The sequence below is a fragment of the Variovorax sp. OK605 genome, assembly GCF_900115445.1.
GTDB lineage: Bacteria > Pseudomonadota > Gammaproteobacteria > Burkholderiales > Burkholderiaceae_C > Variovorax.
Window position 1 is genome coordinate 42,044 of the sequence record NZ_FOWL01000027.1, and the last position, 17,579, is coordinate 59,622.

The 17,579-nt window shown below is 70.5% G+C and carries 13 protein-coding genes; 6 read left to right on the top strand and 7 right to left on the bottom strand.

The window, feature by feature from the left end; genetic code table 11:
* Nucleotide 1 precedes the first annotated feature (1 nt).
* The 5 genes from BM013_RS38160 to BM013_RS38180 all read right to left on the bottom strand — a co-directional run bounded on the left by BM013_RS38160 (nt 2) and on the right by BM013_RS38180 (nt 6,006).
* Nucleotides 2–1,009, bottom strand: coding sequence for a tripartite tricarboxylate transporter substrate binding protein (locus tag BM013_RS38160; RefSeq protein WP_093135480.1), 1,008 nt, complete (start codon nt 1,007–1,009; stop codon nt 2–4).
* A 55-nt stretch (nt 1,010–1,064) separates the two neighbouring features.
* A complete protein-coding gene (locus tag BM013_RS38165; protein ID WP_093135482.1) occupies nt 1,065–1,445 on the bottom strand; it encodes a Zn-ribbon domain-containing OB-fold protein in 381 nt (126 codons plus the stop codon).
* Complete coding sequence (locus BM013_RS38170; protein WP_093135484.1) at nt 1,442–2,596, bottom strand: thiolase family protein; 1,155 nt, start codon at nt 2,594–2,596, stop codon at nt 1,442–1,444. The genes BM013_RS38165 and BM013_RS38170 overlap by 4 nt, the downstream gene beginning before the upstream one ends.
* 2 nt (nt 2,597–2,598) lie before the next feature.
* Complete coding sequence (locus BM013_RS38175; RefSeq protein ID WP_256220196.1) at nt 2,599–3,489, bottom strand: IclR family transcriptional regulator; 891 nt, start codon at nt 3,487–3,489, stop codon at nt 2,599–2,601.
* Between the two features lie 156 nt (nt 3,490–3,645).
* Nucleotides 3,646–6,006 (bottom strand): DNA internalization-related competence protein ComEC/Rec2, encoded by a 2,361-nt coding sequence (locus BM013_RS38180; RefSeq protein ID WP_093135490.1) that lies wholly within the window; start codon nt 6,004–6,006, stop codon nt 3,646–3,648.
* 198 nt (nt 6,007–6,204) lie between these two features.
* Here BM013_RS38180 and BM013_RS38185 point away from each other — a divergent pair, with 198 nt between their 5' ends.
* From BM013_RS38185 to BM013_RS38210, 6 genes are all read left to right on the top strand, one after another.
* On the top strand, nt 6,205–9,759 hold the full coding sequence (locus BM013_RS38185) for a transglutaminase family protein (protein ID WP_093135493.1): 3,555 nt from the start codon (nt 6,205–6,207) through the stop codon (nt 9,757–9,759).
* 63 nt (nt 9,760–9,822) lie between these two features.
* Nucleotides 9,823–12,582, top strand: a complete 2,760-nt coding sequence (locus BM013_RS38190; RefSeq protein WP_093135495.1) for a circularly permuted type 2 ATP-grasp protein — start codon at nt 9,823–9,825, stop codon at nt 12,580–12,582.
* A gap of 35 nt (nt 12,583–12,617) precedes the next feature.
* Nucleotides 12,618–13,427, top strand: a complete 810-nt coding sequence (locus BM013_RS38195; RefSeq protein WP_093135498.1) for a basic amino acid ABC transporter substrate-binding protein — start codon at nt 12,618–12,620, stop codon at nt 13,425–13,427.
* Nucleotides 13,428–13,470: 43 nt separating this feature from the next.
* On the top strand, nt 13,471–14,472 hold the full coding sequence (locus tag BM013_RS38200) for a transglutaminase family protein (RefSeq protein ID WP_093135501.1): 1,002 nt from the start codon (nt 13,471–13,473) through the stop codon (nt 14,470–14,472).
* Nucleotides 14,469–14,927 carry a RidA family protein gene (locus BM013_RS38205; RefSeq protein WP_093135502.1) on the top strand — a complete coding sequence of 153 codons (459 nt, stop codon included), beginning with the start codon at nt 14,469–14,471 and terminating at the stop codon, nt 14,925–14,927. Before BM013_RS38200 ends, BM013_RS38205 begins: the two co-directional genes overlap by 4 nt.
* Nucleotides 14,928–14,940: 13 nt before the next feature.
* Complete coding sequence (locus BM013_RS38210; RefSeq protein WP_093135505.1) at nt 14,941–15,570, top strand: nucleotidyltransferase family protein; 630 nt, start codon at nt 14,941–14,943, stop codon at nt 15,568–15,570.
* Here BM013_RS38210 and BM013_RS38215 read toward each other — a convergent pair.
* Together BM013_RS38215 and BM013_RS38220 are read right to left on the bottom strand one after the other, a co-directional pair.
* Entirely contained in the window at nt 15,542–16,576 is a 1,035-nt protein-coding gene (locus BM013_RS38215; protein WP_143098476.1) for a hypothetical protein, read from the bottom strand. The genes BM013_RS38210 and BM013_RS38215 overlap by 29 nt on opposite strands.
* Nucleotides 16,573–17,490, bottom strand: a complete 918-nt coding sequence (locus BM013_RS38220; RefSeq protein WP_177225683.1) for a hypothetical protein — start codon at nt 17,488–17,490, stop codon at nt 16,573–16,575. The genes BM013_RS38215 and BM013_RS38220 overlap by 4 nt, the downstream gene beginning before the upstream one ends.
* Nucleotides 17,491–17,579: the final 89 nt, after the last annotated feature.

A 17,579-nucleotide genomic window follows, 5' to 3' on the forward strand; every position in this document is an offset into this window, starting at 1 on the left:
CTCAGTCCACCGTCGCGCCCGACACCTTCACCACCTGCGCCCACTTCTCGACCTCGGCATTCATGAAGCCGCCGAAGGCCTCGGGCGTGTTCCAGGCGGCGGCGAAGCCCTGTGCCTCGAACTTGTCCTTCACCTCGGGCAAGGCGAGCGCCTTCTTCAGCTCGGCACTGAGCCGCGCGATGGCTTCGGGCGGCGTGCCGGCGGGCGCGAGCAGGCCGTTCCAGGCGATGGCCTCGTAGCCCGGCAGGCCCGACTCGGCCACGGTCGGCAGGTCGGGCGCGGCGGGCGACCGCTTGCTGCTGGTGACGGCCAGCGCCTTGAGCTTGCCGCCCTTCACGTGCGGCATGGCCGAGAGCATGGTGTCGAACATCAGCTGCGCCTGCCCGCCCATGACGTCGGTGAGCGCCGGCGCGCTGCCCTTGTAGGGGATGTGCGTCATCTTCACGCCCGCCATCGAGGCGAACAGCTCGGCCGCGAGGTGCGTCGACTGGCCGTTGCCCGACGAGGCGAAGTTCAGCTGCCCCGGCCTGGCCTTGGCCAGCGCGATGAGCTCGGCCACATTCTTCGCGGGCAGCGCGGGGTTGGCGACGATCACCAGCGGGCCGCTGGTGAGCAGCGACACCGGCGCCAGGTCCTTGGTGAGCTTGTAGCCCAGGTTCTTGAAGAGCGAGGGGTTGATCGCATGCGCGGTGGTGGCGATCAGCAGCGTGTAGCCGTCGGGCGCGCTGCGCGCCACCAGCTCGGCGCCGGTGTTGCCGCCCGCGCCGGGGCGGTTGTCGACGATGAACTGCTGGCCGGTCTGCTCCGACAGCTTCTGCGCCACCACGCGCGCCACGATGTCGGTCGGCCCGCCCGGCGGGTACGGCACCACCAGCTTGACGGGCTTGCTCGGGTAGCCCTGCGCATGGGCCAGGGGCGCGGCGGCGAGGCACAGGGCGGCGCCCAGCCCGCCCAGCCCGCCCAGAGCACCCAGCAACTGCCGCCGGACGAAGGATCGGAACGAATGCATGCGGTTGTCTCCTGCTTGTGGTTGTGATGTCGTTTCGGGCGCGCGCGGTGGCCGCTCAGTCCGGCGCCGGCTCGGCCTCTGGCGTGAAGCGCACCAGCACATGGCCCGCGTGCGCGAAGAACCCCGCCGACACGCGCTCGCCGATGCGCACGCCGGGCGCGGCATGGGCCATGAGGCGCGGGCCTTCGTCGAGCGTGACCAGCACCAGCGTGTACGGCGCGAGCGCGCGGAACTCGTCGGAAGGCGCGCGTGCCACCACGGTGACCGCGTGCACGGTGGCCATGCCGGCAGCGGCTTTCCATTCGAGCCGCGTGCTGCCGCAGGCGGCGCAGGCGTAGCGCGCCAACGTCTGCGCATGGCCGCAGCCGGTGCACCGCTGGTAGCGCAGCTCGTGCCGCGCGAGGCCTTCGACGAAAGGGGCGGCAAGCGCGTTCATGCGGCAGCTCCGTTCGACAGCACCAGGCTCACGTGCGAGGACATCACGCCGCCGTCCGCGTGCACGAACGCATGGCGCGGACGCCGCAGCTGCCGGCTGCCGGCCTGCCCCGTCATCTGGCGGAAGGCTTCGACCGTGTGCGCCATGCCGCCCGCCACGCCGCAGTGGCCGAAGGACAGCAGGCCGCCGTGCGTGTTGAGCGGCAACGGGCCGTCGGGGCGGAAGTCGCCGTTGCGCACGCGCTGCGCGGCGCCGCCGCGCGGCGCGAAGCCGATCTCCTCGAGCAGCATGGCCAGGGTGATGGTGAACGAGTCGTAGATGCCCAGGCAGTCGATGTCGTCCACGCCCAGCCCGGCCTCGGCGAAGGCGCGCTGCGCGGCTTCGGCCGCGCCGCACTGCATGACGTCGGCCATCGCGCTCAGGTGCTGGTGGCGGTGCGCCTGGCCGGCGCCGGCCATCGCCACGCCCGCCTCCCCGCGCGAAGACGACGACACCACCAGCGCCATGGCGCCGTCGGAGATGGGGCAGCAGTCGAGCAGCTTGAGCGGCGCGGCAATGGGCTTGGAGGCGAGCACGTCGCTCACCGAGATCGGCGCCCGCAGGTGCGCGTCGGGGTGGCCTGCCGCGTTGGCGCGCATCAGCACGGCAAGCTCGGCCAGGTCGGCCTCTCGCGTGCCGGTCTCGTGCAGGTAGCGCGAGGCCAGCAGGCCGTAGTAGGCCGGCACCGAGGCGCCGTTGGGCACCTCGAAGTCGGCGTCGCCCACCTGCGCCAGGGTCTGGATGGCGCTGTCGCGCGACTGGCCGCTGAGCCGGTTCTCGCCGGCCACCACCAGCACGTTGCGGCAACGCCCGGCGCGCACCAGGTCGCGCGCCAGCATCAGCATGGCGCCGCCGGTGGCGCCGCCGAGCTGCAGGCTGTGCGCGCAGGCCGGCCGCAGCGAAAAGCGCTCGCAGAAGAGCGTGGAGATCATCAGGTGTGGCAGCGTGGTCGCGTAGCCGCAGAGCACGCCGTCGATGTCGGCGCGGCGCAGGCCGGCCGAGTCGAGCGCCTGCTGCGCGGCGCCGGCCATGAGGTCGAGCGCGCCCTGGCCTTCATGGCGGCCGAAGGCGGTGTTGCCGGCGCCGACGAGGTGAGCGGTTGGCAGGCTCATGCTCAGTGCACCGGGCTGCGGCGGCCACCGGCGGCAGTCGTGCGCGTGGTCCGCGTGGTCCGCGTGGTCCGCGTGGCCAGTGCGCTCTGGTGCGCGGCACCGCTCCACAGCACCTCGCAGGTGGCGCACTCGCGCTTGAGCGCCTTGGCCAGTTCGGCCTCGCGCGAGGTGATGCGGTCGTTGAGCGCGGCGATGCTGATGGCGGCTACGGGGCGGCCGTCGGCGCCGAGGATGGGCGCGGCAATGCCGCCCATGCGCTCGACCACCACGTCGAGCAGCACCGCGTAGCCGCGCTCGCGGGCTTCGCGCGCACGGGTCTCGAGCAAGTCGATGGTGATGCGCGGGTAGCGCTGCTGCAGCTGCGGCGCGATCACGGCCAATGCGGCCTGCCGCTCGGCGTCGGGCATCCACGCGAGCAGCGCGAGGCTGCCGGCACCCGCGCCCAGCGGGCGGCGGCTGCCCACGGAAAGGTAGTTGGCACGGATCGGGAAGCGGCCCTCTTCCACATCGACGCACAGCGACTCGATGCCGCTCGGAATCGAGAGGATCACGCTGTCTTCGAAGGTGCCCGTGAGGCGCAGCAGGCTGGGGCGCACCAGCGGCCGCGGGTCGAAGCGCGCCAGCGCCGCCGCGCCGAGCACCAGCAGCTCGGCGCCCAGGCTGTAGTGCTTGGTCTGCGCGTCGCGCACCACGAAGCCGTCGCGCATCAGCACCTCGACCACCCGCAGCACGGTGGTCTTGTCGAGGCCGGTGGCCAGGGCGATGTCGGTGAGGCGCGTGACGCCGGGGTCGGAGAGCGCCCGCAGGATGCGGCAGGCCCGCTCGACCGACGAGGTCGGCTCGGTGGCGCTGTGGGTCAGCACGGAGGCAACGGAACGAGGTCGGGCGGTCATCGGCTTGTCTCTTCGTTGTTTCAATCTTCGGAACCGTGATTGCAGCGCCATTGGAGAACTGGCGCAGGCCCGGGTCAAGCAAACGCAATAAAGTTGCCGCCAGCGAAACTTTTCAAGGGAAAACCCGGAACCCCGGGCCGGGCATCGCGGCGTGCTTCAGGGCACGCGGTGCTGCCAGTAGCGCGCGTGGCGCTCGCGCTCGCAGCCCAGTTCGCCGGGTGCGGTGCTGCGCCAGTGCGCGGCGCCGCAGCGCGGGCTGTCGGCCACCCGCACGCCGCGCGCCGCATAACGCGCCAGCACCTCGGCCGTGGGATGACCGAAGCGGTTGCGATAGCCGGCCTGAACCAGCGCAATGCGCGGGCCGACCGCATCGAGGAAGGCGTCGCCCGACGAGGTCTTGCTGCCGTGGTGAGGCACCAGCAGCAGGTCGGCGCGCAGCGCGCCGGGCACGCGCGCGACCAGCGCGGCCTCCTGCAGCCGCTCGATGTCGCCGGCCAGCAGCGCCGTCGCGCGGCCGTTGCCGATGCGCAGCACGCACGACACCGCGTTGGGCTTGGTGAGGTTGCGGTAGTCGGCATCGAACGGGTGGAGCACCTCGAAGTGCACGCCGTCCCAGCTCCAGCGCTGCCCCGCTTCGCAGCGCCGCGCCGGACGCACGGCCTGCAGCGGGTGCGTGGCCTCGATGGAGCTCAGCAGCGCGGCCTGCGGCTGCATCGCGAGCACGGCGGGCGCACCGCCGGTGTGGTCGGTGTCGCGGTGGCTCAGCACCAGCAGGTCGAGCCGCTCGCCGAGGGCACGCAGCAGCGGCACCAGCACGCGGTGGCCGGCGTCGCTCTCGAGGTTGTAGCGCGGGCCGGTGTCGTACAGCAGGCTGTGCGAAGCGGTGCGCACCAGCACGGCATTGCCCTGCCCGATGTCGGCCCCGAGCAGTTCGAACTCGCCCACCGCGGGCCGCGGCGGCTGCCACAGCAGCACCGGCAACAGCAGCGGCACGCCGAGCCCGCGCACCGACCACGGCAGCCGCATGGCGAGCAGCGCGCCACCCGCCACGCCGGAAGCCGCCATCCACCAGGGCGGCGCGGCCATCGACAGCGTGGCGTACGGCCAGGCCGCCAGCCATTGCAGCAGCACCGTCAGCCACTGCACGGCGCGCGCGGCCAGGTCCCACAGCGGCGCCACCGCCACCCCGAGCATGGCCAGCGGCGTGATGACCAGCGTGACCCACGGAATGGCGACGGCATTGGCCAGCAGGCCCACGAGCGAGACCTGCTGGAACAGCAGCAGGCTCAACGGCGTGATGGCAAGCGTGATGACCCATTGCTCGCGAAAGAACTGCCAGAGGCGCCACGATGCGCCGGACAGGCCCGACCTCTTCTCGCCCGGCACGGAGGCATCGGTGGCGAACAGCACGCCCACCGCCACGAAGCTGAGCCAGAACCCGGCCTGCATCAGCGCCCACGGGTCGGCCGCCACCACCACGGCCGCGGTCAGCAGCCACACGTGCGGCCACGGCCAGCGCCGGCCGGTGAGGCGCAGCAAGGCGACCGCCGCGAGCATCCATACCGTGCGCTGCGAGGGCACGCCCCAGCCGCTGAAGAGCGCGTAGAGCGCGGCCAGCAGCACGCCGCCGGCCAGCGCGGCCTGTTGCGCGGGCACGCGCAGCATGAGCCGCGTGCTGCGCCGCCAGAGCCACCCGACGACGTGGGTGGCGAGCCAGGCGAACATCGTGATGTGCAGACCGGATATCGACATCAGGTGGGCGACACCCGTGGCGCGGAACACGTCCCAGCCGGCGCGGTCGATGGCACCCTGGTCGCCGGTGACCAGCGCGGCGATCACGCCGGCCTGGTTGCGGTCGGGCACGCGCTGGAACACGGCGTCGCGCACGGCTTCCCGCGCGCGCTCGACGGGGTGCAGCCATGTCGTGGCGAGCAAGGCGGGAGGCGCGTCGCGTGCGCCGGTGCGCACGTAGCCGCTGGCATGCAGGCCCTGCTCCCACATCCACAGTTCGCTGTCGAAGCCATGCGGGTTGCGGTTGCCATGCGGCGCCTTGAGCCGCACGGTGAAGCGCCAGCGCTCGCCGGCGTGCGCGATGGTGACCAGGTCTTCGGCATACCAGCCGAGCGCGACGCGGTCGGGCACGACCGGCGGTGCGCCATCGGTACCGTTTTCCTGTTCCGCGGGGTCGGTCCATCGGGCCGATTCGACATCCAGGCGGAACCGCGCGCCGGATTCGTTGTGCTGCGGCATCTCGGCCACCACGCCGGTGACCTGCACGCTGCGCCCTTCGAGCGCGGGCTGCAGCGCACCCTGCACATAGGCCGTGGCGCGCCACCCCGCGAGCCCCGCGCCGGCCAGGGCGCCGCACACGAACGCCATGGCCATCCACCGCCGTGACAGTCGTCGCGGCCATGCCAGCCCCACGGCGGCCACGAGCAACAACAAGGCACAGGTCCAGGCCGGCCACAACACCGATTGCTGCAATTGCAAGGCCGCTCCCAACAGCGAACCACCCATCGCAGCGAAGGCCCCCGCGCCCCCCACGGCACCGCCGGACGCGCGCAACGGCGTCAACAAAGGACCTCGAGACCCATGATGCAAACCCTCCCCCAAGTCACGCTCAGTGGCGCGTTAATTGCTTGGCATCTGGGCTAGTATGCGTCTCATCAGAGACATCTTTTCGATGCAATCTCGCAGTACTGCACACAAAAACGCATGTCCATTCACGCCGCTCTCCACCACGTCACCCATTACAAGTACGACCGCCTGGTGCAGCTGGGCCCACAGGTCGTGCGCTTGCGGCCCGCGCCGCATTGCCGCAGCAACGTCATCTCGTACTCGCTGCGGGTCGAGCCGGCCGAGCACTTCGTCAACTGGATGCAGGACCCGTTCGCCAACTACCAGGCGCGGCTGGTGTTCCCCGAGAAGACGCGCGAGTTCAAGGTCACGGTCGACCTGGTGGTCGAGATGGCGGTCTACAACCCCTTCGACTTCTTCCTCGAGCCGCAGGCCGAGAACTTTCCGTTCAAGTACACCGCCTCGCAGGCCGAAGAGCTCGCGCCCTACCTCGTGGCCGACCCGGTCACGCCGCTGGTGGAGGCTTACCTCGACAAGGTCGACCGCAAGGAGCAGCGCACCATCGACTTCCTGGTCGGCCTCAACCAGCAGGTCCAGAAGGACGTCAACTACCTGATCCGCATGGAGCCCGGCGTGCAGACGCCGGAAGAAACGCTCACCAACGGCAGCGGCTCCTGCCGCGACTCGGGCTGGCTGCTGGTGCAGCTGCTGCGCCACATGGGGCTGGCCGCGCGCTTCGTCTCGGGCTACCTGATCCAGCTCACGCCCGACGTGAAATCGCTCGACGGCCCCAGCGGCACCACGGTCGACTTCACCGACCTGCACGCCTGGTGCGAGGTGTTCCTGCCGGGCGCCGGCTGGATCGGCCTGGATGCCACCTCGGGCCTGATGGCCGGCGAAGGCCACATTCCGCTCGCCTGCACGCCCACGCCCTCGAGCGCGGCGCCCATCGAAGGCGTGATGGACGAAGCCGAGGTCGAGTTCGGCCACGAGATGAAGGTCACGCGCATCTACGAATCGCCGCGCGTCACCAAGCCCTACACCGAAGAGCAATGGGCCGAAGTGCTGGCCCTGGGCGACGCGGTCGACGCGCGCCTGAAGGCCGGCGACGTGCGCCTCACCATGGGCGGCGAACCGACCTACGTGGCCACCAGCGACCGCGACGCGGCCGAATGGAACACCGACGCGCTCGGCCCCACCAAGCGCGGCTACGCCACCGAGCTGGTCCAGAAGCTGCGCGCCGAATACGGCAACGGCGGCTTCCTGCACTTCGGCCAGGGCAAGTGGTACCCGGGCGAGCAGCTGCCGCGCTGGGCGCTGTCGATCTTCTGGCGCGCCGACGGCCAGACGCTGTGGCACGACCCCGCGCTGTTTGCCGACGAGCGCTTCCCCACGCACTACACGAGCGAGGACGCGCGCCGCTTCACCACGCTGCTGGCGCACAAGCTCGGCCTGACCGAGCGCTACATGCAGCCTGGCTACGAGGACATCTACTACTACCTCTGGCGCGAACGCCGCCTGCCGGTGAACGTCGACCCCTTCGAATCGAAGCTCGACGACGAACTCGAACGCGTGCGCCTGCGCCGCGTGTTCACGCAGAAGCTCGACGCGGTGATCGGCTACATGCTGCCCATCGAGCCCGGCAATGCGAACCGCGACGCGCCGCCGCTCGAAGGCCCGGCCTGGAAGACCGGCCCCTGGTTCCTGCGCGACGACCGCCTGTACCTGATTCCGGGCGACTCGCCCATGGGCTACCGCCTGCCGCTCGACTCCCAGCCGTGGGCCAGCAAGGGCGACTACCCCTACCTGATCGAACGCGACCCGACCGCGCCGCGCGGCGCGCTGCCGACCTCGGCGGACTACCGCGCGCGCTATGCCGTGGGTGCGGGCGCGGGCGGCGCGAACGGTGCGGGCGCCGGCGGCCTGGGCGACGTGCCCTACGCCTTCGGCACGCCGCCGGTGGTGCCTGCGTCGCTGCGCATGCAGGTGCCGGGCAGCGCCGCGAATGCGGCCGACCCGTCGGCGTCGGATGCGTCCGATGCGTCTCGTGCATCGGATGCTTCCGATGCCGCCTCCCCGGCCACGCGCCAGCCGTTGCGCGGCGAATCGGCCCACTGGGTCACGCGCACCGCGCTGTGCGTCGAAGTGCGCGACCCGCGCCGCGCCAACGGCCCGGCCGCCGAGAAGGTCGGCAGCGCCTCGGGCGTGCTCTACATCTTCATGCCGCCGCTCGCGCGCCTGGAGGACTACCTCGACCTGGTCGCCGCCATCGAAGCCACCGCGCGCGACCTGGGCGTGCGCATCGTGATGGAAGGCTACCCGCCGCCGCGCGACCCGCGCCTGAAGATGCTGGCCGTCACGCCCGACCCGGGCGTGATCGAAGTCAACATCCATCCGGCCCACAACTGGAAGGAACTGGTCGCGCACACCGAGTTCCTCTACAACGCCGCGTTCGAAACCCGCCTGTCGGCCGAGAAGTTCATGACCGACGGGCGCCACACCGGCACCGGCGGCGGCAACCACTTCGTGATGGGCGGCGCCACGCCCGCCGACAGCCCGTTCCTGCGCCGGCCCGAGCTGCTGGCCAGCCTGCTGCTGTACTGGCACAACCATCCGTCGCTGAGCTATCTGTTCTCGGGGATGTTCATCGGCCCGACGAGCCAGGCGCCACGCGTGGACGAGGCGCGCAACGACCAGGTCTACGAACTGGAAATCGCGCTGCAGGAAATCGCGAAGAACCGCGAGATCTACGGCCAGAACATGCCCGCATGGCTGGTCGACCGCACGCTGCGCAACATCCTGATCGACGTGTCGGGCAACACGCACCGCAGCGAGTTCTGCATCGACAAGCTGTACTCGCCCGACTCCAGCACCGGCCGCCTCGGCCTGCTGGAGCTGCGCGCCTTCGAGATGCCGCCGCATGCGCGCATGAGCATCGCGCAGCAGTTGCTGATTCGCGCGCTGGTGGCGCGCTTCTGGGACGAGCCCTACAAGGCGCCCGTGACCCGCTGGGGCACCGAGCTGCACGACCGCTTCCTGCTGCCGACCTTCGTCAAGATGGACTTCGACGACGTCATCAGCGAGATGCGCCAGGCCGGCTTCGCGTTCGATGCCGACTGGTTCGCGCCGCATTTCGAGTTCCGCTTTCCGCTGGTGGGCCAGGTGCAGGCCATGGGCGTGGAGCTGTCGCTGCGCAACGCGCTGGAGCCGTGGCACGTCATGGGCGAGGAAGGCTCGGCTGGCGGCACGGTGCGCTATGTCGATTCGTCGCTCGAACGCATCGAGGTGCGCGTGACCGGCCTGAACGAAAGCCGCCACGTCGTCACCGTCAACGGCAAGGTGCTGCCGCTGCAGCCCACCGGCGTCACGGGCGAGTTCGTGGCCGGCGTGCGCTACAAGGCCTGGAACCCGCCTTCGGCGCTGCACCCGAGCATCAAGGCGCATGCACCGCTGACCTTCGACCTGGTCGACACCTGGATGAAGCGTTCGCTGGGCGGCTGCCAGTACTTCGTGGCCCACCCGGGCGGGCGCAACTACGACACCTTGCCGGTGAACGCCTACGAGGCCGAAAGCCGCCGCCATTCGCGCTTTGCACGCACCGGCCACACCCCCGGCCTGATGCGCACGCCGCCGGCCACCATCGAGTTGCCGGGCAGCCGCGAGTTCCCGTTCACGCTCGATCTGCGCCGATAAGGGGCCATTTAGCACACTTGCGTCGCGGACACCCCGTGACGAGGGTGTGACAATCCACCCCCTGTGGAACCCTTGAACGAATCCCTGTTCGACGCCCAGGCCCTGGACTTTCCAGCGGCCCTGGCGTCGGCGCTCGCCCCGGCCGCGTTGCCCGGCCACTTCGACGAACTGCGTGGACAGGCCACCGCGGCGGTGCCTGCGCGGCCCGTGCCGGGGGCGGCATCCGCCCCCGCCGCCCCGCTGCTGTACGACGCGGCGGCGGAACGGCCGGCCGCGGCCAGCCAGTCGCAGTCCCAATCCCAATCGCAGTCCCAGTCCTCGCAAGGCCAGACTCAATCCCAGCAGCAGGGCCCGTCCGGCGAACAACCGCCGCTCACGCCCGCCTGGAACGCCTTCTTCGAACAGCTCGGCCCGGGCGGCTTCAACGACCTGCCGCGGCGCGCGGTCAGCCTGGAGCGGCAGATCCGCGACAACGGCGTCACCTACAACGTCTACGCCGACGCCAACGGCCCGCAGCGGCCCTGGTCGCTCGACCTGTTCCCCCTGATCGTCTCGCCCGAGAGCTGGAGCCAGATCGAGGCCGGCGTGCTGCAGCGCGTGCGCGTGCTCGACCGCGTGATGGCCGACGTCTACGGCCCGCAGCAGTTGCTGGCCGAAGGCCTGATTCCCCCGGCGCTGGTGCGCGGCCACCCCGGCTACCTGCGCGCCCTGCACGGCGTGAAGCCGCCGGGCGACACCTGGCTGCACATCGCCGCCTTCGACCTGGCGCGCGGCCCCGACGGCAACTGGTGGGTGGTGTCGCAGCGCACCCAGGCGCCTTCGGGCCTGGGCTACCTGCTCGAGAACCGCCTCGCGATCACGCGCCAGTTCCCGCAGGCCTTCGAGGCGTTGCACGTGCAGCGCCTGGCCGCCACCTACAGCGCCATGATGGAAGGCCTGCAGCGCATGTGCCCGGCCGGCGTGCCGCCGCACATCGCCCTGCTCACGCCCGGTCCGTACAACGAAACCTATTTCGAGCACGCGTACCTCGCGCGCTACCTGGGCATCACGCTGGTCGAGGGCAACGACCTCACCGTGCGCGACCAGCGCCTGTACCTGAAGACGCTGCAGGGCCTGCGCCCGGTACACGGTCTCATCAAGCGGCTGGACGACCAGTTCCTCGACCCGCTGGAGCTGCGCCCCGACTCCACGCTCGGCGTGCCCGGCCTGCTGCAGGCCATTCGCGCCGGCAACGTGCTGGTGGCCAACATGCCGGGCTCGGCCTTCCTCGAGTCGCCCGCGCTGTTGGGCTTCCTGCCCGGGCTGGCGCGCCGCCTGATCGGCGAGAAACTCAAGCTGCCCGCGCTGCCCACCTGGTGGTGCGGCGAGCGCGCCGCGCTCGAGACCGTGCTGCCGCAGCTCGGCGACTGCGCCATCAAGCCCACCTACCCGGGCTTCGACGGCCGCGCCAGCTTCGACGCCGTGCTCGGCAGCCAGCTCGGCCGGCGCGAACTCGACGAATGGGCCGGCCGCATCGTGCGCGAGGGCGACGTCCACACCGTGCAGGGTTCCCTGCCGCTGTCGCAGATGCCCACCTGGGCCAACGACATGGGCCCCGGCCACATCGCGCCGCGCGCCGTGCTGCTGCGCGTGTTCGCGGTGAGCGACGGCGCGCAGTCGTGGCGCGTGCTGCCCGGCGGGCTGGCCCGGCTCGCGGGCCCCGATGCGCAGATCGCCTCCATGCAGCGCGGCGGCAGCAGCGCCGACGTGTGGGTGCAGACCCACGGCGAAGTCGACCGCACCACGCTGCTGCAGCCGCACGCCACGCCGGCCTCGCTGGCGCGGCACCGCGCGCCCGTCACCAGCCGCGCGGCGGAAAACATGTTCTGGCTCGGCCGCTACACCGAGCGCGCCGAGAACGCGGTGCGCCTGGCGCGCCTCACGCTCAACCTGCTGGGCGGCGAAGACCAGTCGTCGCGCCCGCTGCTCGAGTGGCTGCACCGCATGGCGCTGCGCAATGCGCTGGTGCCGGCCGAGGTGCCGAGCGCGCCACAGTCGCGCCGCGTGTTCGAACGCGCGCTGATCGCCGAGCTCGGCGACGTGGAACGCGGGGGCAGCGTGGGCTACAGCCTCATGTGCATCCGCCAGGCCGCGGCCGCCGTGCGCGAGCGCCTGTCGCAGGACAACTGGAACCAGATCGTGCGCGCCGAGACCGAGTTCCTGCGCCGCGCCGCCGAACAGGCCGGCGAAGGCAGCTTTGCCGCCAGCGCCTCGCTGCGCGCGCTCGAATCCGCCAGCACCGCGCTGGCCGCCATGACCGGCGCGCAGACCGACCGCATGACGCGCGACGACGCCTGGCGGCTGCTGTCCATCGGCCGCCACATCGAGCGGCTGGGCTTTTTGTCGAACGCGCTCGAGGCCGGCTTCGAGAACGGCGCCGTGCACGAGGTCAGCGGCTTCGAGGCCATGGTGGCGCTGTTCGACAGCACCATCACCTTCCACGCGCGCTACCAGCAGCGCCGCGACGTCGCCACCATGGTCGACCTGCTGGTGCTCGACGCCGAGAACCCGCGCTCGCTCGCCTGGGTCACGCAGACGCTGCGCGGGCGCATCGCGCGGCTGGCCGGCAGCGCGCCGGGCAAGCTCACGGCGCTGTCGTACGAACTGCCCGATCCGGCCACCTGGACGCTCGAGCACCTCTGCGCCGCGGGGCCCGCCGCCAACTATCCGGCGCTCCTGGAGCTGCTCGCGAGCTGCGAAACAGCTGCTTACCACGTGTCCGATGCCATTGGCACACGCTACTTCACACTGACCTCGGAATCGCTGCGCTCCGTCGGCGCGTGATTCGCAGGCAACGACAGCTCCAAGGAGGCATACCCATGTCAGGCATCGCCATCAACCGCCGCTTCGCCATGGCCGCCTCGGCCTTGTGCGCGGCCGCCGCCCTCACCGGATGCGGCAAGCAGGAGCCCGGCGCCGCCAGCGCACCGCCGCCGGTTCCCGCCCGCGTGCTCGTGGTTGGCACCGACGCCGCCTACACGCCCTTCGAATCGCAGAACGACAAGGGCGAGATCGTGGGCTTCGACATCGACGTGGTCAACGCGGTCGCGAAGAAGGCCGGGCTCGAGATCAAGTTCGTCAACACGCCGTGGGAGGGCATCTTCAACGCGCTCGACCAGGGCGACCGCGACCTGCTGGTGTCGGCCATCACCGTCACCGACGAGCGCCGCCAGACGATGGACTTCTCGCAGCCCTACTTCGACGCCAGGCAGCTGATTGCCGTGCGCAGCGACTCGCCGGTGGCCAAGTTCAACGACATCAAGACGCTGAAGGTCGGCGTGCAGAACGGCACCACCGGCGACGAGGTCGTGGGCAAGCTGCTCGGCAAGTCGAGCACCAGCATCAAGCGCTTCGAGTCGACGCCGCTCGCGCTCAAGGAACTCGAAGCCGGCGGCGTGGAAGCCGTGGTGGCCGACAACGGCGTGGTGGTGCACTACCTGGCCAACAACACCGCCGGCGGCTTCAAGACCGTGAGCGACGCCGGCTTCCCGGTCGAAAAATACGGCATCGCGGTCAAGCGCGGCAACAGCGAGCTGCTGGCCAAGATCAACCAGGGCCTCGAAGGCATCCGCGCCGACGGCACCTACGCGAAGATCTACGCCTCGCACTTCGGCAGCGAGTCGAAGTAGCCCGAGGCCGGCAACGCAGGCAACGCACAACCTCACCCACACCATGCTGCTCCACGTCACCCACGAAACGCGCTACGAGTACGCGCCGCCGGTCGAGACGGCGCAGCACCTCGCCCACCTGAAGCCGCTGGCCACCGATTCGCAGCGGCTCGTGAGCCACAAGCTCGCCATCGAGCCGCCGCCCGCGCAGCGCAGCGAGCAGGCCGACCTGTACGGCAACACGCGCGCCTTCTTCGCGCTCGAGGCCACGCACGACCGGCTGGTGGTCACGGCCGAAAGCGTGGTCGAGACCTCGGTGCCCGTGCTCTCGCCCGCCGTGGCGCGCGAGCTGCCCTGGGAGAGCGTGCGCGAGCGTTTCCGCTTCCGCAAGGACGCCACCTTCGACGCCGCCTCCGAGTTCGTCTTTCCGTCGCCCTACGTGCCGCGCCACGACGACTTCGCGGCCTATGCGCGCGCCAGCTTCGCGCCGGGCCGCCCGGCCTTCGACGTGGCGATGGACCTCACCGAGCGCATGTACGCCGACTTCGCCTACGACGCCGACAGCACCGAGATCAACACCCCCGCCGTCGAGGCGCTCGCGCAGCGCAAGGGCGTGTGCCAGGACTTCGCCCACATCATGATCGCGTGCTTTCGCACCATGGGCCTGCCGGCGCGCTACGTGAGCGGCTACCTGCTCACGCAGCCGCCGCCCGGCCAGCCCCGGCTGGTGGGCGCCGACGCCTCGCACGCATGGGTGTCGGTGTACCTGCCCGGAAAGAGCGAGAGCGGCAACGAGAACGACGGCGAACGCGAGGGCGACCGCCTCACCGGCGCGGGTGGCTGGGCCGACTTCGACCCCACCAACGGCCGCCAGCCCGGCGAAGACTACGTCACCCTGGCCATCGGGCGCGACTACTCCGACGTGTCGCCGATGCGCGGTGTACTCCATGGCGGCGCAAGGCACACGCTGCGCGTCGGCGTGACCGTGCAGCCAGTGGGGGAAGTGGTCGAGGGCCTTGCGCAAACCCGGACACAATCGCCTTCCCAAGACAAGGAGTCTCCATGAGCGTTTACGACAAACTTTCCAGCCTCGGCATCACCCTGCCCCCCGTCTCGGCCCCCGCTGCCGCCTACGTGCCCTTCGTGCAGACCGGCAACCTCGTGTTCCTGTCGGGCCACATCGCCAAGAAGGACGGCAAGGTCTGGGCCGGCCAGCTTGGCGCCAACCTGAGCACCGAGGAAGGCAAGCAGGCCGCACGCGCCATCGCCATCGACCTGCTCGGCACGCTGCACGCGGCCGTGGGCGACCTCAACAAGGTCAAGCGCATCGTCAAGGTGATGAGCCTGGTGAATTCGGTCGGCACCTTCACCGAACAGCACCTCGTGACCAACGGCGCGAGCGAATTCTTCGCCGAGATCTTCGGCCCCGAAAAGGGCGCGCACGCCCGCAGCGCCTTCGGCGTGGCGCAGATCCCGATGGGTGCCTGCGTGGAAATCGAACTGATCGCCGAAGTCGGCTGATCCCGCAGATCCCTTGCAACTGACGCCCGACGACCTCATCGCGCAAGCGATGCAGGACCCCGTCAACGCGGCGCTGGCCCAGCGGCTCCCCGGTCTCGGCCTCAGGCAGGGCCACCTCACGGCCGGCTGCCTGTTCCAGTCCGTCTGGAACCGCACCGCCGGCCGGCCGCCGGGCTGGGGCGTGAAGGACTACGACGTCTTCTACTTCGACGACAGCGACCTGTCATGGGAGGCCGAAGACGCCGTCATCCGGCGCGTGCATGAAGCCGTGGCCGACCTGGGCGTGACCGTCGAGGTCAAGAACCAGGCACGCGTTCACCTCTGGTACGAACAACGCTTCCAGGCGACCTACCCGCGCCTGACGTCGGCGCGCGACGGCATCGACCGCTACCTGATCGCCTGCACGCGCGTGGGCATCGACCTGGCCGACGGTTCGCTCTACGCGCCCGACGGTCTGCAAGACCTGGGCGCCGGCATCCTGCGGATGAACCCGCTGCTGCCGATGCCCGCCATGTTCCTGAAGAAGGCGGCGGACTACCGGGCGCGATGGCCATGGCTCAGCATCGAGCCCTCGGCGGCCGTCGCGGCGGCCGCTACTGCTGCTGCCGCATCTGCTACTTGCGCTTCCAGCTCGACACCGTGATGAACACGCCGGTTTCCTTCGCATCGCGAAGGCGAACGGTGTAGCGACCCGCGCCATCGGTGCCGCGGATCACGGCGCTGGTGTCGCCGGCCTCCACGCTCGCGTCATTGGCGAGCGCGCGGTACGTCTCGAGCACCGCGTCGAACGCGGCGTAGCTGCGCAGCGTCACCTCGGCATCGGGCCAGCGCGGCTCCTTGAGCTGGGCCTGCTGGTAGTCGGTGTACATCGGCTTGCCGGCCAGGCCCTGGGGCAGCACGATCTTGCCGGCACTCGCGGTGCTGTTGACTTCACCCGCCGGGATCAGCAACGGCTTGAGAGAGGCCGGAAAACCCGCGGGCAGTTGCGCGTCGTGCCAACCCGGTGCCGTGGGCTGGCCGGTGATGTATTCGACGGCCGCGATCTTCTGCACCTGCGCCGCTTCCGCGGGATCGTCGCTTTCGGCCATGACCGCGAAGTACCTCGGCAGCATGTTCGCCCACTCGATCAACGCCGCGGCTTCGGCCTGCGGCGCGCCGGCCGGCTGGAAGATGGACAGCACCGACGCCGGCGCCGGCTTGCACACCTTGGGCGCATCGCGTTGTGTCGCCTTGCGGCAATGGCCGTTGACCAGCCCGAACGCGACCAGCCGCCCTTGCGCGTCGAGCAGGAACGCCGAGCGCTCCGCGCCATGCCCTTCGCCGCTCACCGACGCGATCACGCGGCGGCCGTCGGGCCATGCGGTGCGCGTGATGTCGTGGCGCGAGCGCATGCCGTTCAGCAGTTGCTCGGCAATCAGGCTGTCGCCTTCGATGTAGTTGCCGCGCGCGTAGCCGACCATGTCGATCACCGCACTGCGGATCTTCGGTTGCTCGCTGAGCCGCAGCGGCGGCGCGGGCAGCTCCGTGGTCACAGGCGCGCTGGCTGCGTCGTGTGCATGGGGCGCGTCGGGTGGCGCGGCGCAAGCCGGTGCAGCGAGCGCGCAAGTGAGCATCAACGACGCGAACGTGGAACGGTTGGTTGCCTTCATTCGGAAATCTCGATCTCGATGTTGGTCACCACGGGCATGTTGCGCGGCTGCCTGGCATTGACGGAAAAGCGCACGCCGTCGCGGCTGCCCAGCACGTAGCCCGCGCGGTCTTCCGCACCGGATTCCATGCCCGCCAGCGGCGGCGTCAGCTGCTTGTAGAAGGCCAGCACCTGCGCAATGCTGTCGGTGGTCTGCAGGCGCAGCACGCGCCTGGCCTTGTCGTCGCTCAGCGCGTCCTGCCCGGTGCGGTAGATCACCGCGCGCGGGTACAGCGGCACCTTGGCGGAGAAGCCCTTCGGCCGCTTCACCGGCGCCGCTGAAGTGTGGGCGGCGTCCAGCGTGATGTAGTCGGTTCGCACGATTTTTTCGGGCTCGCCGGAGTCCAGGTCTTCCTTGGGCACCTGGGTGCTCCAGGCCAGCAGCGGCTGTGCCTTGGCGCGGTCGAAGCCGGGGCGCAGGAACACGACGAGTTCCGCGTGCTGGTCGTCGCCACGGCAGGCCGCCTTGCCGTCGGCGCCGCATCCGCGATGCGCCAACGCCGCGGCCAGCACCTCGCCACGGCCATCGACCATCACGGCCGCGCGCTCGCCGCCGCCACCGACTTTGCGGTACGACGACAGCAGGCGCATGTCACCGGGCAGCGCCAGCTGCTGCCGATGCAGGGAGGCCGAGAGCCCCGCGATCAGCTGTTCGGCCACTAGGCCTTCGGACCAGAAGTAAGAGCCCGACGCCACGCCCGCGAAGCGCGCCAGTGCGCGGTCCAGCGCGGGGGCCTGCGCGTCTTGCGCGTCCTTCGCTTCGCTGTCGGTGTTCAGTACCAGAACAGGGGTGGTGGCGAAGGCGGTGCCGAAAGTGGGAAGCGACAGTGCAAGGCAAGCCGACAAAGAGAAAGCGAAGGGAAATCTGGAAGGCATCGAGAAAGCAAAAAAAGAGAAGGAGCGTTGCGCTCCAGGCGAGCGGCGTGCAGCCGCAAGGCGCCGGATTCTAGAAGGCGGGTACAAAC